The sequence below is a fragment of the Pedobacter sp. 05L430 genome, assembly GCF_056397585.1.
This window is the reverse complement of record NZ_JBFTNT010000008.1, coordinates 38,209-59,214: the sequence shown is the minus strand read 5'-3', so window position 1 is coordinate 59,214 and position 21,006 is coordinate 38,209. Positions and strand designations below refer to the sequence as shown.

Here is a 21,006-nt window from a genome sequence, read left to right as displayed (position 1 = left end):
TTAGTGGTTCTTTCATTTGCCCGGCCGTTTAGATAAGGTGACCATTTTTTCTGTTTAAGTCCCGACATAAAAATATTCAAGTCAAAGTTCTTATAGCTAAATTTGTTGCCTATTCCAAAATTAAACTGAGGATCCTCGTTACCGATATACATTTGGTCTGCCGCAGTGATCTTTCCGTCAGGACCTGTAAGATTACCTGCAGCATCATAACCATGAATATCTTTAAGAATCACGCCTCCTGGAAGCATTCCCGGCATCTGGCTTGGTGCAGTTCCGTACTGACCTGTAAACAGCCCGACAGATTGGTAACCCAAGAAGGGATTAAATAAAGCACCGCTACCAGATGGCACCTCATATTTTTCTAATACCGACAGGGCTTGAGGAGACCTTTGCACCCAATAGTTCAAATAGTGAGAAAAAGTCAGGTTCGTAGACCAGGTTAAACCATCTCCGGATTCAGAGACAATATTCTTAGTTTGTAAGGATATATCATAGCCCTTAGACCTGGTTTTACCGGCATTGGTATATACACCATTAATCACAAACCCTGTTGGATAAGTTACATAAGCAATTAGGTTTCGGATCGTCTTGCTGTAATAATCAAATGATCCGGTAATTCTGTCATTAAACAAACCATAATCCAATCCAATATTAATTTCGGCAGCAGTTTCCCAGGTTAGGTTTGGATTAGCAGCTCTGGTCAAAGAAACACCGGTATTCAGGCTACCGGAACCAAAATAGGCACTTCGGTCTGGACCGTATTTCGGGAAAGCCGCCCCCTCAAAAGAACTATTTCCGGTCTCCCCGTACCCTGCACGCAATTTCAGGAAAGAGATTTGCTTAACAGCACTTAAAAGCGCTTCATCAGACAATACCCATCCAGCAGATACAGATGGAAAATAGCCCCATTTCTTATTCTCTGCAAAAAGAGAAGCGCCATCTCTTCGTATAGATGCCTGGAGGGTGATGTTGCCGTTGTAGGTATAAATCGCCCTTGCAAAATATGATGCCCAGGTTAATTGTCCTTTACTCGACCCTACCGTAGGCTTATCGGCTTGTCCGGATTGAAGCGAATAGTATTGCGTAACATCAGAAAGAAAATTCTGGTTACCAGCATTAAAACCTTCAGTATCTGTCCTTTGATAGGTATAACCCGCCACTGCATTCAGGTTGTGTTTTTCGGAAAGATTCTTGTTGTAAGACAAAGTATATTCAAACAATTTAGACTGACTATCTGATTGAGAGATACTTGCAGACCCATTGGCTTGAGCGCCGTATAAAAAGGTTGTCGGAAAGTAAGATGACCGCTTAGCATTAGACTGATCCAGACTAAAGCTTCCCTTCGCTTTCAATCCTTCAACAATCGTCCATTCTCCATATGCACTGGTTAATAAGCGCGTAGATTTTGTTTTGTCTGTAACAGTTGCATAAGATAAAGGATTGGGAATATTGGGGTAGTAAGGACTTAATGGATAGCTACCATCTGGTCCCCTCAAAGGCACAGAAGGCGCCCAATAAATTGCAGCCGTTACAATTCCCCCATTCTCATTTTGGCCACCAGTTACGGTATTATCAGCCTCTGAATTGGAAGCAATAATGTTTGCACCAATCTTAATTTTATCAGAAACGATCTGATCTATATTTAACCGGCCATTGTATCTTTTATAATCGGTGCCAATGATTACACCTTTCTGGTCAAAGTAATTTCCAGACGCAAAATAAGAGGTTTTACCATTACCACCGGAAAGAGACAGGTTGTGCTGTTGTGTATAGCCCGTTCTTACAATTGCATCCATAGCAGATGGATTGTTGTTGGATGCCCCATCAATCTGCGACGGTGTAAAAACAGGAGTATACGGTGTTACTGTACCTGTCTGTACATTTCCATAGTAAGGGGCAATTTTATTATCTCTGTACCAAATCTCCTGCTTAAGCAGGTTGCGTTGTGTCATGTAATCCTGTTCACCAAAAACCGGGTACATTTTATCTGCCTGCTGACTGCCATAAGACCCTGTGTATTCAATTTTCGCCTTACCTTCTGCACCTCTTTTGGTGGTAATTAAAACCACTCCGGCACCAGCTCTGGCGCCATAAATAGAAGCTGCACTCGCATCTTTCAAAAACTGGACCGATTCAATATCATTTGGATTGATGAAGTTCAAAGGTGATTTATCCACCCCATCTTCTACATATCTCGCGCCACCAACGCTCCCGCCCAGATGGGGTTGTCCCGCAGCATCATTAACAGGAACACCATCCACTACATATAAAACACCAGCATTGGCAAAAGATGGATTACTCCTGATTTTCACGGTAACACCCGCACCTGGTTGTCCTGTAGGCTGTATCACTTCAACCCCAGCAGCCTTTCCTTGCAAAGTCTGCTGGAAACTGGAAGCCACACTGGAATTCAAATCCTTACCTTTCACCTGTACTACCGCACCGGTCAGGTTTTTCTGTTTTACCGCTCCATAAMCAATCACCACTACCTCTCCAAGCGCGTTGTTGGTTTGTTCCATGATCACCTCAATGGTTGATTGTCCATCGTAAACAAGCTCCTTTGTCTGAAACCCCACATAGCTCATCACCAGGACATCTCCTTTGATCAGACTCAGCTGAAACTTACCATCGGCGTCGGTAACCGTCCCTCTCTGCGTATTCTTGATCTTTACACTTACTCCCGGAATGGCTACACCAGCCTGATCGGTAATTCTGCCGCCCACATCCACGGATTTAAATACAGGGGTCAATGCTGGGATCAGGGCTCTTGGTTTTGTTTTGATCACCACTACCCGGTCTTTCAGTTCATATCCCAGGGGTTGGTTTGCAAATATGGCCTTAAGCGCTTCTTCAACCGAGACGCCATTCAATTGAATGTCGACGGGTTTTGCCGACTTCAGATTATCCTTGATATAGAAAAAATCATAATTGCTTTGCTGGCGGATCTTTTCGATCACCTTTTTCAAAGAAGCATTTTTTTCGGACAATGTAATTCTCTGGGCACGGCCTGATGCACTGACCTGCATGAGCATTACAAATAATAAAAACGTGGTGATTCGCATAACGAATAAAATTTTCGACAGCAGGCCAGGCATGGGCCCTGCCATCTTGTGAAAAGCATTTAAATTCATACTTTTGTTCTGTTTGGGTTTAACACTAGATTCTAATCAATTTTTCCAGGATGAAAATCCGGATAAGGGTGACCCTGACAATTGGCGTGGAAGTGCTCTAACACTTTCACGTTTTGTTTTTACGGGGCCCTTCTGCATTTGGTTAATGCGGCTGTCGTAGTTTTCTTTTCATGTTTTATTTGGTTAATGGTTAGGTTATTTGCGGAAATATGCCTTGCCTGGCCTAAGTCCTATATTTTACTGACGTATATTTTCCGGCCTTCAATTCTAAACTTGACCAGGCCGGTACTTTGCATGATATCCAATATTTTTGAGACATTCTGGAACCGGGACATGGTACCTTCCATCGTACTGAGCGGGATCTCTCCTTCATAAATGACCTGTACATCATACCATCTGGCAACCTTCCGCATGATCTGATATACATTTTCATTATTAAATTCAAAATTGCCTTTCTTCCAGGCAATGGCCTCATTCACATCCACCACGCTTACCGTTGCAGGACTGGCTTTGCGAATGGCGGACTGTTGTCCTGGCGCAAGCCTGATGTCTTTTTGTCCTTCCAGGTGCACTAGAACAGCGCCTTCCAGCAAGGTCGTTTTTATGGCATCTTCATCGCTGTATGTATTCACATTGAAATGGGTCCCCAATACTTCAACCTCTTGCTGTGGTGTTTTTACAATAAATGGATGCTTTTTATCCTTGGCTACTTCAAGATAGGCCTCGCCGTTCAGCTCCACCTTTCTGCTGGCCAAACCTGAAAAGCTCGCCGGAAATTTGAGGCTTGAAGCTGCATTGAGCCAAACCTTTGTGCCATCAGGCAATACGATCTGGTACTGTCCACCTCTTGGCGTTTCAATGGTATTAAATACAGGATTTTTACCCGCAGTACCCACGTCATCTACCCTGTAAACCAATTGTCCGTCTGCTGTCTTTTTAATACTGATACCAGCTTGATTGGCCAGTTCTCCATCCTTGGCATCTGTAATGCTGATCTTTTTGCCATTGCCCAGTGTGAGAACAGCCTTGTTCGCACCTGGAGACACATCCTGCATTTTAGCTACAGCAGTAGTTATAGTTAACTGCTCAGGGCGGAAAAAATAATAGCCCAATCCTGCCACCAGAAGAATTGCAGCGGCGGAACCCACGCGTTTCCACAATTGATATTCAGGCTTTTGGTATTTTAAAGGAAGGCCGGTGGCGATATGCTCCAGGTTATGGTTCAGGTCATCATCGCTGATCTCATGCGGACTGTTGTCCGCCTGCTGAAGATACCAGCTTTCGAGTATTGCCTTTTCCCGGTCATCCAGTAGTCCGTTCTTATATTTTTCTAACAGCTCGGTAATTTGCTTTTCTTCCATAATCAGCAAGAGGCTGTTTACCCCTTTATAACCTTAAGACGGGGAACCACCTGAAAGGTATTAGAAGAAAAATAAAAAAATTATAAAAAAGGGAAAAGTGAGAGGTAAGAATTGATCTTTAGCTTGAGAATTTTTACTGCATTATAAGCTTGCTGCTTTACTGTTTTATCAGAAATATTCAGTTGTCTGCCAATCTCTTTATAAGACAGTTCCCCCTGGCGGCTCAATTCGAAGACTTTTCTCATCTTTGGGGGAAGAGAAGCAATTTCCTTTTCGATAATCCTGGACAGTTCATTTCCACGAACCTGTTCATCGGTAATGTAATCGCCCTGCTCGACAAAAACTTTGATGGAATCCAGATATTTAGAAGCTACTTTCTGATGGCTGATCAGGTCAAATATCCTATTGCGCACTGCGCTGTAGAGGTAGGAAGACAATGAAGTTCTGAAATTAAGTTCAGCCTTCTTTTGCCAAAGCGTCAAAAAAAGATCCTGAATGATGTCGTTAGCCTCTTCCTGATCATTGAGCAAACGAAATGCATGTTTGTAAAGCAAGCCTTTATATCTCTCAAATATTTCGGTATATGCATACTGATTCCCTTCCTTCAGCAGGTTAGCTAGCTCAGAATCATTAAATTCGCTATAATCAGTCATGAATTGGTCCCTGCCTATAAAGTTATTGAAATATTCAGGCAATTATATAGAACTAAATGAAATATATCAACAACCAGATGGTTTTGTCTCTCATTTTTTCAGCTACCCATCGGAAGCCAACAAAATAACCCTAAGATTTATATACATATACTTGTTGAGAGATTAGCTGTGTCCTCTCTTTCAAAAACAGCGTCAGCCCTTTATCGCTTGATTGCGGCACCAAGTTCCCTGTAACGCTTAAGCAATAAATGACGTGTAATTTATAGACTTGAATACCAGCAGATACAGGGATACAGCTTTTCTTATGTATCCCTGGTACTTCTCCAGCCTGCCCACCTTTGTTTCATCAGCCCGCTGCAAGACCAATGATCTTGCAGCAGGGACGAAAAACAGAAACTAAAAATTACAGACATGTTAAACCTCGTTACCTGGACACAGTACCTTAGCGGACTCCTTATTCTGACACTTGTTTACTATACCTGGATTGCCATCCGGTTTTATCCACAAGCGCTCAGGGCGCTGCTCAGCGGCAAAAAAAACATTCCTTCCCAACCATCTGAGCCTGCTACAGGTGAGCAGCAACTGCCGGCCAATCAAATCCTCCCTGATCAACCAATCACCCCAGCTCAAAACAACGAGGAAACTTTTGACAGGATCGAAAGCCTGATTGCCGGACTCAAATCACAGATCCACCAGAAGGGKCCAGGAACCATGGAAACCAGCTTAACAGAAAAACTCAGAAAGGTGATCCATGACTACCCTGACCTGAAAGATTCGCCATTTCGTCCATCCATCAATGAGATGATCATCAGAGAATGCCAGTTAGCAGAAATCTCCCCACCTGATGAAACCGAACTCCAGCAGCTATGGTAGCGCTGAGCTGGAATTCCCCATGCCCGCTCTGGCCATTGGCGGGCATAGGGGAATAAAGTCTGGCCGCCGCCCCTGCCAAGCGCATTAGCAAAAAAACAGGAAAACAGGGCAGCGTGACGGCCGCCATTTCTGCACCCGGTACGGTGAAGTACCGGGCGACAGAAATTCCATTCCATGAACAAGAAAAAATGATATGAAAGCAATACCCAAACCACATAAAGCCCTGAACTTAAAGAAATACGGGGCAATACTCCTACTCTGTTTAATCCACCTGTACAGTAGTGCCCAGGATGGCAATGCCGGCATTCAAAAGGCAAACGCCGAAGTCAGAAGTTATTTCCAATCCGGGGTCCAGCTGATGTACGCTGTAGGAGCCCTGCTCGGGCTCATCGGTGCAGTTAAAGTCTATCAGAAATGGAGCAACGGTGACCAGGACACCTCCAAAATTGCAGCCGCCTGGTTTGGCAGCTGCATCTTCCTGGTCGTTGTAGCGACCATCATCAAATCTTTCTTCGGCGTTTAATTCCATTCCCATGAAAGAGCAGTTAAAAAAGCAACTCGAGAACTATCTGGTACAGCACAATCCTGAGCTGATCATCAGTCTGCAACATAGGGCCCTGGATCAATACCTCGAAGAAAGGCTAGCGAAGCATCTCCCCTCATTCAACTCCCTTACCATCACCGAAGAGGAGCCTGAGTTGGTTGCCCGGGTCTTGATGAAAGTGCTTACTGCCGACTTAAGGCCTTCTAAATACCAGTACCTGCGCAATCTTTTGAAAGAAGAATTTACAGGAGATTACCTGCAGCTTCGGGAGAACGGCACCCTAACCCAGGAAATTGTCCACCTGATCGCAGTATGCACACCCATTTTCAATTCCATGCATTTCAGTGAGGCAAAACTTAACGACACACTGATTCGCTATGTGGTTTGCCGGCAGATCAACAAATACCTGAATACGACCAAATCTTAACATCAAAGTCATGAACAACAGCGTTTATTCCATCAACAAGGGCATCAATAAAAGCATTGAGTTTAAAGGGCTCAAGGCGCAATACATCGGATATTTTGCCGGTGGCATGCTGATGCTGCTAATCCTTCTTGTCCTGCTGTACCTGATCGGGCTCAATACCTATTTCTGTATGGCCTTTATTCTGGTAACCGGGGCCATCCTGATGATCAAAGTTTACCAATGGAGCAATACCTATGGCGAGCATGGCATGATGAAGGCCATCGCCAGACGAAAAATGCCCAAACTGATCAAAAATCATAGTCGGATTACCTTTCAACACTTAAATCCTACCCGCTCATGAAAGCCAATATCAGCATTATCCTGGACGGCTCACTGTTCCATGTCGACAGTGAAAAACAGCAATTTGTGCAGGCAGCCTACCCAGAAAACAAGATTCCCTTTTCCCAGCTCAAAGAAGAAGGGGGATTTTATTCGATGATCTATGCGATCGTTGAAAAAGTAGCCAAATCCCATTTGCAGCTCATGCGGGAACTCAGCCCCCAGCTCCGGCGCATCATCATTCCCAAAGAGGTATTGCAAAAAGAATTCGGCAAAGACAGCAGCCTGCCGGCACTTTTCAATCAAACCAGTTACCGCCACAACTGGGGCATCCTGATGATTGATGAGGCGATCGACCGGAGGCTTAAAGGTGAATTGCCCACAATCACATTGATGGGAAAACCTTACATCATTGATGTCCGCATGCGGGAACTGCGTCCGGTAGCCCAACCTGCAGCGCGCATCGGGATCAAGGAACTGGAGCTGAGCGCCGACGGGGAGAAACTGCGCTTATTCTTTGATACCAAACAGGGACAACAGATCAGCAAAGAATCGGTTTTAACGCCCTTTCGGGAAGGAATCGTCCTACTGGAAATGCCTAATGAGATCCTGCTGGATCCCGTGGGCGCAGCAAGGCTTTACAAGCTGGAAGACACCGAGTTGTTATCACGCTTTCCCATGAAAATGAGTCACCAGGCCATGGCCACTCCCCTGACCAAACTTGCACATCAGGAAATGGTCGACCTGCAAAAAAAGAAAAACCTAGCCCCTCAGGCACCCAAATTAAAATCCTACATCCAACCCCGTAGGAAAGGAAAAAGCATATGAACACCAAGACACCAAACCTTTTCGACATGCTGCCCATTATGGGTATAGAAAATGACTGTATTCTCTCCAGCCAGGGAGACCTCACCCTGGTCTTCCAGGCGGAGCTTCCGGAGATCTTCAGTCTTTCAGATGCAGAATATGAGGCTTTCCACCAGAGCTGGGTCAAAGCCATTAAAGTATTGCCCAAACACAGCCTGATGCACAAGCAAGACTGGTTCCTGCAAAGTGCCCATCAGGTGCAGGAGCATCTTCCAGGATTTTTAGCTGAAAGCAGTGCCAGACATTTCCAGGGCAGGCCATTCCTGCAGCATGAATGCTACCTCATGCTCTGCAAAAAACCCGCAGGCAGGAAAACCAGCAGCTCGCTGTTCTGCAACCTGCTTAAAAAAACCATTGTGCCCGGCGAGTTTTTGAAACCGGCAGCATTTGACACCTTTCTGGACCAGGTCAGTCAGTTCAAGCGCATCATGGAGGACTGTGGCCTCATTAAACTCAAAAGGCTCAAAGCCCCGGAGCTGGAAAGTTACCGGCGCAAATCAGGCTTAATTGAAAGGTACTGCAGCCTGTGTGAACGTCCCCGGGACTTTCTCTATAAAGACATCTCTTTTGAGGACGGCATACAAATTGGCGACCAGTTTGCACAGCTATATACTTTGGGTGATGCAGCCGACCTGCCTCATCTGTGCGGACCAAGAATCACTTATGATAAATTCTCGACTGACAAAACCAAATTTCCTATCGGTTTCGCCGGATCGCTGGGGATGCTGTTGCCCTGCAACCACATTTATAATCAGTACCTGTTTGTTGATGATCCCCAGGCAAGCTTAAAAAAAATTGAAAATAAACGACTGCGCCTGCAATCCCTGTCGGCTTACTCCCGGGAAAACACCATTGCCAGGGATGCCAGTAATGAATTCTTAAATGAGGCCATCGCTCAGCAGCGCCTGCCAGTAAAAGCACATTTCAATGTACTGCTCTGGACCGGCAACAAAGCAGAACTCCCTGAGCTGAAAAATAAGGTCTGCTCTGCGCTCAATCAGATGGATGCGGCAGCCAAACCTGAGCTGGTTGGTGCCGGACAGATCTGGTGGGCTGGTATTCCTGGAAATGCGGCAGATTTTCCGATGAATGATACCTTTGACACCTTTGCCGAGCAGGCATGCTGCTTTTTAAATCTGGAAAGCAATTACCGAAGTGTAAGCCCCGGTCAGGGCATCCGTTTCAGTGACCGGTTAAACGGCAAACCCGTCTATGTAGACCTGTTTGATGAGCCAAGGACATCGGGTATCGCCTCCAATATGGGCATGCTAGTCTGTGGAAGCTCAGGGGGCGGCAAAAGCATGACCATCAACCATATCCTCAGCACCTTGTACCAGCAGGGAGCACATTGCGTGACGGTGGACATCGGTGGCAGTTATAAAGGGTTATGTGAATTGGTCGGAGGTTATTATTTCACTTACACCGAGGATAACCCCATCCGGTTCAATCCCTTTTTCCTGGCGGAAGGAAACGTACTGGATACCGAAAAAAAAGAAAGTTTAAAGGCGCTGCTCATCTCCTTATGGAAACAGGAACACGATCCTTTCAACCGCAGTGAATATGTGGCCTTATCTAATGCCCTGCAGGGATATTATGACGAATTGAAAAAAGACCAGAAAATATTCCCATGCTTCAACACCTTTTATGATTTCCTGCAAAACCAATATGGCGTTTTACTCAGGCAACACAAGGTAAAAGATAAGGATTTTGACCTGGACAATTTCCTGTATGTCTTGCGTCCCTACTATCAGGGCGGTGAATTTGATTATTTGCTCAATGCCTGGGAAAACCTGGACCTGTTGCAACAGCCTTTCATTGTCATTGAACTGGACAACATCAAGGATCATCCCATCCTGTTCCCCGTAGTCACCCTGATTGTCATGGAGCTGTTCATCTCAAAGATGCGCAAGCTACCGGGTGTCCGCAAAGTACTCACCATAGACGAGGCATGGAAAGCCATCGCCAAGTCCGGGATGGCCGAATTCCTGAAGTATGCCTTTAAGACCATCCGCAAATTCAACGGGGTACCCATTGTCATTACCCAGGAACTGGATGATTTGATCAGTTCACCGGTCATCAAAGATGCCATCATTAACAATGCTGACATCAAAATCCTGATGGACATGCGCAAGTTCCTCCACAAGTTTGACCAACTCCAAAATGCCCTGGGACTATCCGATAAGGCCAAAACGATCCTGCTCTCGGTGAATAAGGACAACAGGGAGATTTTCATTGAGATTGGCGGACAAAGGGCTAAGGTCTACAAAAATGAGCTCTGTCCCGAAGAATATTATGCCTACACCACCGAAGGAAGGGAAAGGGTTCTGGTCAGCACTTCCGCAGAAAAACACGGTAGTATGGAAGCGGGAATAACAGCGCTGCTGAAAGACAAAAACAACAATTAAACTTATGAAAACATTACTGATCACCATTGTTTTGCTGGCAGGCTTGCTGCAACCAAAACCTGTCCAGGCTCAGCTGGTCATTGCCGAAGTCATCAAAACCGGCGTTAAAAAAGTCATCAGAGCCATTGACCTGAAAGTCCAGCGTATGCAAAATCAAACCATCTGGTTACAAAATGCGCAGAAGACATTGGAAAATGCGATGAGTAAAGTCAAGCTGGGAGAGATTTCCGACTGGACCCAGAGGCAGCGGGACCTTTACCAGGACTACTTTGCAGAGCTGAGTAAAGTGAAACAGATCATCAGCGCTTACCACCAGGTCAAAGCGATTGGCGCTGGCCAGATTCGTTTGGTGCAGGCTTATCGCAAAGCCTGGCAACTGTTGAAAAAGGATCCACATTTTTCTCCCGGCGAGCTGGAATATATGGCAAAAGTATATGCAGGAATTCTGCAGCAAAGCGTCCGGCAAATGGATCAGCTCCTATTGGTGGTAGATTCCTTTMAAACCCAGATGAGTGACGCGGCCAGGCTGGAACTCATCAGGCAGGCCTCAGACCAGGCAGATCAGGCCTATTTCGACCTGCTGCACTTCAACCAGCAAAACATCAGCCTCTCCCTTAGCCGGGCAGCGGACCAGAATGACCTGCGCCAGATACAGCGCTTATACGGACTGCAATGATCATCGAAGCCCATCAACGGATCAAAAGGCATGTCGCAGACCTGGAAAATCTGCTTGCTCAGAAAGGCTACCCCGGACCGTTCCTGGCAACCTTTCAACAAGACGGCAAAACGTTTTCAGACAGTCTGAAATACCTGATGCTGACCCATGAAGTGCTCGGCAAAAAACCATCTGAGCTTTCCTTAGTCAGCCAGGACATCAGACTGAAAGCAGGATACCGCGTCAGCTGTATTTTCAGCCTGGATTATACCCGGCAAAGGGGATTCCTGATCAAAAGCATGGACATCATCTGCCTGAATCAAAATGGCCTGACACGGGACTACGACTATCAGCAGATCAACAGCCATTCGGAGTTACCGCAATGCAGCTGGGCCGCGGCCTGGGTGGCCCCAGCTGGTTTAAAAACAAAGCAAAAACACAAAAAAAACCTAACCCGTTAAACATATGAAATCCATATTTTTCACCTTTTCCCTCTTGCTGCTGATTGGATCGGCCGGCAAAGCCCAGACCTGGGCAGAGTTCTTTAAACAGAAAAAAACCCAGCGGCGATACCTGGCGCAACAGGTCGCAGGCCTGCAAGTTTACCTCAGTTTTGCCAGGCAGGGCTATAACATCATTAAAGTTGGGACCAACACCATCAGTGCATTAAAAAAAGGAGACTTTAACCTTCACAGCCTATATTTTTCGGGGTTAAAAAATCCACGTACCAACATAAAAAGCCTAAGCCTGCTCGCTGACATGGTCCAGCTCCAGGATCATATATTCCGCCTCAGCGCCAGCTACCTGAAAGAAGCGGTACAGAAAGAAAGTTTTTCTCCCGATGAGCTGTCCTATCAGCAAAGGGTCTTTCAAAAACTCCGTAGCTCCTGTGCGCAGGCAATGGAAGAATCTTACCAGCTGACCGAAGACCATCAACTGGAACTCAGCGATGCCCAGCGGATCAACCGGCTCAGGGAGCTGCATCACCAGCTGTTGTCGCATCTAAATTTCTGCGAAAGCTTTGTGCAACAAGGTATGTCCCTGGACCAACAAAGGACATCCGAATTAAGGAATATCAATTTGGAACTAAGGTTAAGCAACCTCAATACGGTGTTATGAAAATCCTGCTACTCATATTCCTGCTTCAGCTGACCTGTTATTATGGAAAAGGGCAAAGTCAGGAAGTGCAGCAATTGCTGCTGAATGTTGAAAAACTTGACCAGTTTAAAAAAATACTTAAAGACATGAAAAAAGGTTATACCCTCATCAGCAACGGCTACAATACCGTCCGGAACCTTTCCCAGGGGAACTTCAACCTGCATCGGATCTTTTTAGACGGGCTGATGCAGGTTAGCCCGGCGGTCAGAAAGTATAAAAAGGTGGCCGATATTGTTTCCGGTCAGATGATCCTGGTTGGCCAGTACAAAACCGCTTACCGGCGTTTCCTCCATAGTGGCAGTTTCAGTCCGGATGAGCTGCAGTATATCGCCAGAATCTATGACCGCCTCCTAAAGCAAAGTGTGGACAACCTTAATGACCTGCTGGCGGTCGTCACTGCCGGACGGCTACGAATGTCAGACCAGGAGCGGCTCGCTGCCATTGACCAGATCTATCTGGAGCTGCAGCAAAAGCTAGTTTTTTTGAACAAATTCAATACTTCGACCAGTCTTCTTTCCCTGCAGCGCAGCGCATCGAATCAAGACATTCAATCCAGCCGTGAGCTTTATGGCATCCGGCCCTAGACTTATCCACATGAAAAAAACGACAAAACGAATAGCCCCATTATTTTTTTTACTACTGCCGGCATTTTGCCAGGCACAGGGGCTTGCCCAGGAGATGAACAGCCTGCATGGTGTCCTCGACCAGCTGTATCTGGAAATGATGCCCTTATGCAGTAAACTCATCGGCGTTGCCCAGGGCATTGCCGGTTTCGCAGCCCTTTGGTACATCGGCTCCAGGGTATGGAAACACATTGCCAACGCAGAACCCATCAACTTCTATCCCCTGTTTCGCCCTTTTGTGCTGGGCTTTGCCATTATGATCTACCCTTCGGTACTGAGCATGATCAATGGGGTAATGAAACCTACGGTAACCGCTACTGCTGAAATGATGAGCGGCTCCAATCAGGCGATTGCCAGGCTCCTTAAAGCCAAGGAAAAGCAGGTCAAGGCAAGCGATGCCTGGAAAATGTACATCGGATCGACCGGTGAGGGTGACCGGGACAAATGGTATAAATACACTTATGACAACCAGGATCCCGCAGAAGAAGGAATTCTGGAGGGCCTGGGCAATGAAGTCCGCTTTGCCATGTCAAAGGCCTCCTACAATTTCAGGAATTCAGTGAAAGAATGGATGAGTGAAATCCTGCGGGTCGTGTATGAAGCAGCTGCGCTGTGCATCAACACCCTTCGGACTTTCAACCTGGTGGTCATGGCTATTCTAGGACCGCTGGTATTCGGCATCGCGGTATTTGACGGGTTTCAAAGTACACTGAGTTCCTGGCTGGCACGCTACCTGAATATCTTTCTGTGGTTGCCTGTGGCCAATATCTTCGGCAGCATCATCGCAAAAGTACAGGAGAAAATGCTCATTCTGGATATCAGTGAGATTCAGCAAAATGGAGATACGCTGTTTAGCGCTACGGACACCGCTTACCTGATCTTCCTGCTGATTGGTATTGTCGGTTACTTTACCGTTCCCAGTGTTGCTGGTTACATTGTCAATGCCGGCGGGGCTGGCGCCATGACCCAGCAAATTACCAGCATGGTCTCAGGGGCAGCGGCAGGTACTACCGCTGTTGCCTCCGCGGGCGCCGTTAAAGCAGCCAGCGGGGCGCAGCACCTGATGGGTACAGCACTCGGTCTCAGCGCCGGCGGCTCAGGTACCGATCGGGGCACTGGCGGATCATCCAGAAACACCGGCAGTTACATGCAAGATAAAATACTTGGCTCTTAATTAATCCCAGCGATATGTTTCAGCAAATAAAAAATATTGATACCGCCTTCAGACAAATCCGGACCTTCAGCCTGGTGGTTGTCTTGGCAAACCTGGCTTTCACTTGTTTCTATACTTACCACTCAGACCAGCGGGTCGCCCGGGCGGAGGATCGTGTACTGATTTTGCTCAACGGCAAGGTGGTCAGCGCCATGAGTTCCAACAGAAAAGACAACTTGGAGGTAGAAGCCAGGGATCATGTCGCCACCTTTCACCAGCTTTTTTTCAGCCTCAGCCCTGACGATAAAGTCATCAAGGAGCACATCACCAAGTCCCTGTATCTGGCTGATCAAAGTGCCAAACATGCCTACGACAATCTCGAGGAGAAGGGCTACTATGCAGGTTTGATAGCTGGCAATATCAGCCAATCACTCCAGGTGGATAGCGTTAAAATTGATACCAGGAGCTACCCTTACCCCTTTCGCTGCTATGCTACCCAACAGATTATCCGCCAGACCGGTCAGCTCCGCAGAACACTCATTACTTCGGGCTATCTCCGGGAGGTGATTCGTAGTGACAACAATCCCCATGGCTTTCTAATCGAACGCTGGAACACCCTGGAAAACAAAGACCTGAAAACCACACAACCCTAATCATGRAAAACAACAACGAAGGACAGCGCAAAGCAATGCTGCAAGAGGTTATCGCCAGAAACATCAGCACGGTAATTCTGAAGCTGCAAACGCATTGGGCCAATGGAATGAACCGCTTGTTCAATTGCCTGCCGAGGAAAATAAAAATCGTCACGTTGCTGCTTGCGGCCATTCTCCTCACCGCATGGAACATTACACTGCTTGGTAACACTGGGCTAAAGGCTCAGCCCATTCCTCCTGTTCAAACAAAAAGTGCCCCCATCACCCAGACCCAGCCTTCGGACAGTCTGTTACTGATGGAAAAAATTTATGAATCACGTAAAAAACCACAGAAATGAATCAACTACTCAAATCCCCGGAATTTCTCAACAAACGCAGGTTCTTTACTTTCCTGCCTGTTATCATCGTGCCATTTGCCACACTCCTTTTCGTACTGCTAGGTGGCGGAAAAGGCATTACAAATCATGGAATTTCCACTACTGGCATCAATACCGAACTGCCCGACGCCAAAAACGACACGATAAAGCCGCTCAATAAGATGAGCTTTTATGAAAAGGCAACCGCCGATTCCAATCGACTCGCCCAGCAGTCTAAAACAGATCCTTATTATTCGTCAAATGGTTCAGCCGCCCCGCAGACATTTGACCAGGACCCTTTGCTGCTGAATGGGCATCGTCCTGAGCCTGGCGAGCTACAAGTCTATCAAAAGCTGGAACAGCTTAACAAGGTACTGAATCAGCCAGAGAAAAAATTTTCGGATACTACCTTAAAAAGCAATCCGGTTCCCGTAGCTGAAAACACTCATCAGCTCCAGCAACTGAGCGCGATGATGGACGCTGTGGAAGAAGAAAAACAAGAGGATCCCGAGCTCAGTCAACTCCAGCAACTACTGGAAAAGATCCAGGAGATTCAGCATCCGGAATTGCTGAAGGAGAAAACCCACCCAATTCTGCCCGAAGGCACTAAAATGACCTACACCGCCATTCCTGCCATCATTGCGAAAGACCAGAAGGTCAAACAAGGTACCGTGGTGGCCTTAAGGCTATTGGATTCAGCAGTATTGAATGGACAACACATCCCTAAAGGACATCAGGTTTATGGCAGCTGCGAAATCAGCAACCAGCGAATCAGCCTGCACATTAAAAGCATCGGGCTTGGCTATGCCATCATCCCTGTTGACCTGGTGGTATATGACCTGCAAGACAGTATGGAWGGCATCAATGCACCCGAAGCCGTAATTACGGATGCGCTCAAAGAGGGTTCCGATAATGCCATCCAGGGCCTGCAGCTCATGGGGATGGAGCAGAATCTAAGTACACAGATTGCCGGGGCAGGCATCACTACTGCCAAGGGATTGTTCGGAAAAAAAATAAAGCGCATCAAAGCAAGGCTCAAAGCCGGCTACCAGGTACTGTTAAAAGACAATCAATCACATTAATTAATTAAATCCAAAAATCATGAACAAGAAAAATGTAGAATTCCTGAAAGACCAGATCAAATACACTGGATTTGGTGAAGGCTATGAAAGCCAGCTGAATGAGAAGATCGGCAAAGAACTCAAAGAATTTCAACTCTTAAACCGCACAGAATTCGGCAATGATGTGGTGGTCTCCAGGTTGGATTTCAGTCGTTCAGAGTCAAGCGACCTGTACTTTTTTAACCGTTATGAACTCACATTCAGACCTCCGCACTCCCAAGAGCTGATGAGCCAAACCTTTCAAATCGGCAAGGAGAACAACATCACCCAGAAAGAGGCCTATAACCTGCTAAGCGGGAGATCCGTTTTCAAGGAGTACAGCAAAATKGAGAAAGACCTGATCCAGGACAAATACGTCACTACAGGTGAGAAATACAATGCCTGGACACAGCTGAACTTTAAGGAAACCGATAAATACGGAAACTACAAATTCCAGACTTTTGGGGACAATTATGGCTTTGATCTGCAGCAAGCATTGGAAAAATTGCCCATTGCAGAACTTGGGGACGAAACAACAGCTGCAAGACTGCTGCAATCGCTCCAAAAAGGTAACCTGCAATCGGTAAACTTCGTTGAAGATGGTCAATTGCAGCAGCATTTCCTGGCCGCCAATCCCCGATTTAAAAGTGTTGACGTATACGATATGAACCTGAATAAATTGTACCTCAACCAGCAACAGGGGAAAGAACAAATAAATTCCCAGGCAACATCCCTGGAAAACAAGACACCCAGACCCAGGGTAAAAAAGTCCGGTCCCACCATGTCTTAGCAAACAAGAATTCCAAACCGCTCACGCCAACACTGGCGTCAGCAAATCACAATATCCAAGAAAGAATGGAAGCAACAGTTATTTTAAAGCAATTTCTGGAAAAAATCGAACACGACCCACGAATCAGGACCACACACATTGCCGTTTACATGGCGCTTTATCGGCACTGGATTCAAAGCGATCACCCCGCTTTCATCCGGGTAAAAAGCAAGCAGCTCATGCCGCAGGCAAAAGTATCCAGCAGTGCAACCTGGCATAGCGCCATCAGGGCTCTGGATGAATATGGGTATATACTCTACCAGCCCAACTTCAATAGAATGAGTTGCAGCAAAGTAATGATGCTGGATTTCTCCACCGCACCCTAGTTTGAGATACATTTAGCGCAATTGTCCTCAGACTGTAAACGAGCCAAGCTGCTGTGACGGCCTCTGGAGCCGGGCTATGTCCTCTTAAAAAAGATATCAAAATGGTTTATTCCGTCAGCGCACACTTTTTATTGTTTCCGGTCCAGGACATCTTTGATTTTATTCGCATGTTCCATCAGCTCGGTAAGGTATGCCCAATTCTCCTTCTCAATGCAGGATTTGAATTTCCTGAGCTGAGTAATGTGTTCATTTAACACATCAAGTACGTTTTCCTTATTTTGTTTAAATATGGGCATCCACATGGCAGGACTACTTTTGGCCAGCCTTACTGTACTTTCGAAACCCGCACTGGCCAGTTCAAATATGGCATTTTCTTCTTTCTCTTTTTCCAGCACCGTATTGGCCAGGGCAAAGGAAGTAATATGGGAAATATGACTGACATAGGCCACATGTACATCATGATCCTTTCCGCCCATGTATACATTGTACATGCCAAGTAATTTATACAACCGTTCTACTGTTTCAAGAGCATCCTTATCGCTTTCCCCTGCATCACAAATGACGTTGGCCCGACCGTCGAACGCATCCAATGTTGCCGCTTCCGGGCCACTGAATTCTGTTCCCCACATGGGGTGCGTGGCGATATACCTTCCCCTATTCGCATGCCCCTTTACGGCCTCCAGAAGAGAGGTTTTAGTGGAACCGGTATCCAGTACAACCTGGTGTGTTACAAGATCTAAGATATGAGGTAGTAATTTCTCACATACGCTTACCGGAGCACTAAGTATAACCAGGTCGCTGCTTGCTATTGCGCTGTCCAGATCAGCCACTTCATCGACAATCCCAAGTTCCAGTGCCTTCTGCGTATGTGTCTGCTGATTATCCACTCCTATCACTTTTGAAGCGAAGCCCCTATGCTTTAACACCATGGCCATGGAACCGCCGATAAGTCCAAGACCTACAACTGCTATTTTCATCTGTTTAGGTATTTTTTTTATTGTGAGTATATGCGTTATTTATACGAGTTACTGATCCGGCCTATCGCCTGCTCAAACCTGGAAAGATCGCCACAAAGACTGATCCGGATGTACCGATTTCCCTGACTGCCAAATATGCCTCCCGGGGTCAGAAAAACATTTGCTCCGTAAAGGATTTCATCGCTAAGGGCATAAGCATCCGGGTAATGATCAGGTATTTTTGCCCAAACAAATAAACCAACCTGTTTAAGCTCATAGCTGCAGCCCAGAATATCAAGTATACGATATACCTTATCTCTCCTTTGCGAATAGATGCTGTTGATAGAATTGTACCAGTCAGTCCCAAGACTTAAAGCCTTTGCTGCCGCCATTTGCAGCGGCTGGAACATTCCGCTATCCATATTACTTTTAAACCTCAACACCTCTTCAACCCGTTCTTTTGATCCGCAAAGCATACCGATGCGCCAACCCGCCATATTATGAGATTTACTCAAGGAGTTCAGTTCCAGTACCACTTCTTTAGCACCAGGCACCTCCAAAAGGCTTACAGGATGATCATTTAGAATGAAGCTGTATGGATTATCATGTATCAGCAGGATTTGATTTTCTTTTGCAAAGCGTATCAGGTTTTCAAACATCCCGGCATTTACCTGCTGCCCGGTAGGCATGTGCGGATAATTCACGAACATTAGCTTCACCTTGCTCAAATCCGTAGCGGCCAGTGCCTGGAGATCGGGATACCAGTTTCGCTCCTCCTGTAAGAGATAAGTTACAGCTTTGCCTCCTGCCAGTTTAACTGCACTGGCATAAGTAGGGTAACCGGGATCCGGGATCAATGCTTCCTCACCCTCATTCAAATAAGTCATACAGATGTGCATGATCCCTTCTTTAGAGCCAATCAGGGGCAATACTTCGGTGTCAGGATCAAGCGTTACCCGATACCACTTTTGATACCAATCTGCAAAGGCCTGTCGCAATGCAGGTATGCCTTTGTATCCCTGATAACCATGTACACCTGGCTTTGCAGCCTCTTCCTGCAATGTCCTGATCACATCCGGATGTGGTGGGAGATCGGGACTCCCGATGCCTAAGTTAATGATGTTTTTGCCTTCTTTATTCAGGGATTCTATCTCCCTAAGTTTTTGGGAGAAGTAGTATTCACTAACCCCCTCCATTCTTTTTGCAATCATGATTAAAAATTACTTTTACCCCGAAACAGTGATAACCGAATTAATTCAGACAGTAAATATCTATAGATTCGTTTTGATGTTGATCTGTAAAAAACTGTTTTCTTTCAAGCCATAAAAATAGGTTTTTAATCGAGAAAATTAAGTCATAATTTTTACATAAGAAATTTCATATGAGTAAATTTAGTTGTATAGCTTTATCATAAAATTCAGCTACCCAATATTTCGATGAAAATCAATGCGAAGCCCTTATTGATCACGTTAACTTTAGGTATTTTAACTGCAATAGGCTCGATCTCCATTGACATCTATTTACCGGCATTTGGTGTAATGGCCAATTACTTTAAAGTACCAATTGTTCGTATTGAAGGTACCGTAACATTGTTTCTGTTCGGCATGTCCTTTGGCCAATTGTTTATTGGTCCCATGTCTGATGTGTGGGGCAGAAAAACCCCTTTAAGAGTGGGGTTAGCAGCGTATGTCCTTTGCAGCATTTGCTGCGTAATTACCAGTTCTTTCCCTGTATTTCTGACACTAAGGTTTATCCAGGGGCTTGCAGGAAGCGCTTGTCAGGTCATCTGCAGGGCATTGGTAGGTGATATTTATAAGGACAAAAATGCAGCCCATGTATTCACTGTTTTACAGATCATAATGGGGGTTTCGCCAATATTGTCGCCAATAGCCGGCGGGATGTTAGCCGAAGCATCCACCTGGAAATACCTATTTCTAATTATGGCAGTTGTTTCGGGAGCAGGACTAATAGGATGTTTAACTATTTTACCCGCAGGAAAACCTCCGGCTGCTGATAAAAAATTCTACCTTCCTGTCATATTCAAAAACTATATCTATTGCATAAAACATCCCGCATTTATTAATTATGCAATAGTAAGAGCCATTAGCAATAGCGCAGCATTCTCCTTTATTACGGCTTCGCCATTTATATTTACACAGATTTATGGGTTAAGCAAAAAGCAGTTCGGCTTTGTGTTTTCCGGTTTTGCGATAGGAATAATTGCTACCGGAATACTCAACACCAGACTGCTGAAACATTTTGAGGTTCAAAAAATCACAAAACTTGCAATGATGTGCCAATTGGTTACAGGTTTAATAATGATAATCGTATTATATTTTAATGGGCCTTTCGCTGTTTTATTGGCATTGATCTTTATATTTTTAGCTATGCTTGGCTTGATTCTACCCAACACTACTTCTTTATATATCGGAGCCATTCCATCATTCAGCGGATCAGCTTCTGCACTGGTAGGAGCCGTAAGTTACCTATCTGCTTTTTTGATCACATCAATACTAAGTATACTTTACAATGGTACAGCCTACCCCATGATCTTAATGATGTATTGTTGTGCCGTTGTGGCTTATTTATGTTTGCAGCATAAGCATCTGGAAAGGTAG

22 protein-coding genes are annotated in these 21,006 nt (G+C 45.7%); 17 read left to right on the top strand and 5 right to left on the bottom strand.

What is annotated here, in order from left to right:
• The 3 genes from AC1DG9_RS04010 to AC1DG9_RS04000 all read right to left on the bottom strand — a co-directional run.
• The coding region (locus AC1DG9_RS04010) for a SusC/RagA family TonB-linked outer membrane protein (RefSeq protein WP_477634326.1) at positions 1-3,062 on the bottom strand (3,062 nt) is incomplete at its 3' end.
• 299 nt (positions 3,063-3,361) lie between these two features.
• A complete protein-coding gene (locus AC1DG9_RS04005) occupies positions 3,362-4,492 on the bottom strand; it encodes a FecR family protein (protein WP_477611780.1) in 1,131 nt (376 codons plus the stop codon).
• Between the two features lie 80 nt (positions 4,493-4,572).
• Positions 4,573-5,145, bottom strand: a complete 573-nt coding sequence (locus tag AC1DG9_RS04000; RefSeq protein ID WP_477611781.1) for an RNA polymerase sigma factor — start codon at positions 5,143-5,145, stop codon at positions 4,573-4,575.
• A 411-nt stretch (positions 5,146-5,556) separates the two neighbouring features.
• On the opposite strand from AC1DG9_RS04000, the gene AC1DG9_RS03995 reads away from it, so the two are divergent.
• The 16 genes from AC1DG9_RS03995 (at position 5,557) to AC1DG9_RS03920 (ending at position 17,432) form a co-directional block, all read left to right on the top strand.
• The gene (locus AC1DG9_RS03995; RefSeq protein WP_477611782.1) at positions 5,557-6,018 is read left to right on the top strand and encodes a hypothetical protein; all 462 of its coding nucleotides are present in this window, start codon (positions 5,557-5,559) and stop codon (positions 6,016-6,018) included.
• A 193-nt stretch (positions 6,019-6,211) separates the two neighbouring features.
• Entirely contained in the window at positions 6,212-6,541 is a 330-nt protein-coding gene (locus AC1DG9_RS03990) for a DUF4134 domain-containing protein (protein WP_477611783.1), read from the top strand.
• Between the two features lie 10 nt (positions 6,542-6,551).
• Entirely contained in the window at positions 6,552-6,989 is a 438-nt protein-coding gene (locus AC1DG9_RS03985; protein WP_477611784.1) for a hypothetical protein, read from the top strand.
• Between the two features lie 10 nt (positions 6,990-6,999).
• The gene (locus tag AC1DG9_RS03980) at positions 7,000-7,329 is read left to right on the top strand and encodes a DUF4133 domain-containing protein (protein WP_448633416.1); all 330 of its coding nucleotides are present in this window, start codon (positions 7,000-7,002) and stop codon (positions 7,327-7,329) included.
• A complete protein-coding gene (locus tag AC1DG9_RS03975) occupies positions 7,326-8,135 on the top strand; it encodes a hypothetical protein (protein WP_448633415.1) in 810 nt (269 codons plus the stop codon). The genes AC1DG9_RS03980 and AC1DG9_RS03975 overlap by 4 nt, the downstream gene beginning before the upstream one ends.
• Positions 8,132-10,579 (top strand): TraG family conjugative transposon ATPase, encoded by a 2,448-nt coding sequence (locus tag AC1DG9_RS03970; protein ID WP_477611785.1) that lies wholly within the window; start codon positions 8,132-8,134, stop codon positions 10,577-10,579. Before AC1DG9_RS03975 ends, AC1DG9_RS03970 begins: the two co-directional genes overlap by 4 nt.
• A 4-nt stretch (positions 10,580-10,583) precedes the next feature.
• The gene (locus tag AC1DG9_RS03965) at positions 10,584-11,255 is read left to right on the top strand and encodes a conjugal transfer protein TraI (protein WP_477634325.1); all 672 of its coding nucleotides are present in this window, start codon (positions 10,584-10,586) and stop codon (positions 11,253-11,255) included.
• Entirely contained in the window at positions 11,252-11,695 is a 444-nt protein-coding gene (locus AC1DG9_RS03960) for a hypothetical protein (RefSeq protein WP_477611787.1), read from the top strand. Before AC1DG9_RS03965 ends, AC1DG9_RS03960 begins: the two co-directional genes overlap by 4 nt.
• A gap of 4 nt (positions 11,696-11,699) precedes the next feature.
• A complete protein-coding gene (locus tag AC1DG9_RS03955) occupies positions 11,700-12,353 on the top strand; it encodes a hypothetical protein (protein ID WP_477611788.1) in 654 nt (217 codons plus the stop codon).
• Positions 12,350-12,976 carry a TerB family tellurite resistance protein gene (locus AC1DG9_RS03950; protein ID WP_448633408.1) on the top strand — a complete coding sequence of 209 codons (627 nt, stop codon included), beginning with the start codon at positions 12,350-12,352 and terminating at the stop codon, positions 12,974-12,976. The genes AC1DG9_RS03955 and AC1DG9_RS03950 overlap by 4 nt, the downstream gene beginning before the upstream one ends.
• A 10-nt stretch (positions 12,977-12,986) precedes the next feature.
• Positions 12,987-14,189 carry a conjugative transposon protein TraJ gene (gene traJ, locus AC1DG9_RS03945; RefSeq protein WP_477611789.1) on the top strand — a complete coding sequence of 401 codons (1,203 nt, stop codon included), beginning with the start codon at positions 12,987-12,989 and terminating at the stop codon, positions 14,187-14,189.
• Between the two features lie 14 nt (positions 14,190-14,203).
• Positions 14,204-14,821, top strand: coding sequence for a conjugative transposon protein TraK (gene traK, locus AC1DG9_RS03940; protein WP_477611790.1), 618 nt, complete (start codon positions 14,204-14,206; stop codon positions 14,819-14,821).
• Positions 14,822-14,823: 2 nt separating this feature from the next.
• Positions 14,824-15,159 carry a hypothetical protein gene (locus AC1DG9_RS03935; RefSeq protein ID WP_477634324.1) on the top strand — a complete coding sequence of 112 codons (336 nt, stop codon included), beginning with the start codon at positions 14,824-14,826 and terminating at the stop codon, positions 15,157-15,159.
• On the top strand, positions 15,156-16,259 hold the full coding sequence (traM, locus tag AC1DG9_RS03930; protein WP_477634323.1) for a conjugative transposon protein TraM: 1,104 nt from the start codon (positions 15,156-15,158) through the stop codon (positions 16,257-16,259). The genes AC1DG9_RS03935 and traM overlap by 4 nt, the downstream gene beginning before the upstream one ends.
• A gap of 19 nt (positions 16,260-16,278) precedes the next feature.
• Positions 16,279-17,067, top strand: a complete 789-nt coding sequence (locus tag AC1DG9_RS03925) for a hypothetical protein (RefSeq protein ID WP_477634322.1) — start codon at positions 16,279-16,281, stop codon at positions 17,065-17,067.
• Between the two features lie 65 nt (positions 17,068-17,132).
• Positions 17,133-17,432: a hypothetical protein gene (locus tag AC1DG9_RS03920; protein WP_172660865.1), complete on the top strand. Its 300-nt coding sequence runs from the start codon at positions 17,133-17,135 to the stop codon at positions 17,430-17,432.
• A 128-nt stretch (positions 17,433-17,560) separates the two neighbouring features.
• Here the strand turns inward: AC1DG9_RS03920 and AC1DG9_RS03915 are convergent, their stop codons facing one another.
• Positions 17,561-18,409, bottom strand: a complete 849-nt coding sequence (locus AC1DG9_RS03915; protein WP_172660866.1) for a prephenate dehydrogenase — start codon at positions 18,407-18,409, stop codon at positions 17,561-17,563.
• A 35-nt stretch (positions 18,410-18,444) separates the two neighbouring features.
• Entirely contained in the window at positions 18,445-19,599 is a 1,155-nt protein-coding gene (locus tag AC1DG9_RS03910; protein WP_172660867.1) for a pyridoxal phosphate-dependent aminotransferase, read from the bottom strand.
• Positions 19,600-19,824: 225 nt separating this feature from the next.
• On the opposite strand from AC1DG9_RS03910, the gene AC1DG9_RS03905 reads away from it, so the two are divergent.
• On the top strand, positions 19,825-21,006 hold the full coding sequence (locus AC1DG9_RS03905; protein WP_172660868.1) for a multidrug effflux MFS transporter: 1,182 nt from the start codon (positions 19,825-19,827) through the stop codon (positions 21,004-21,006).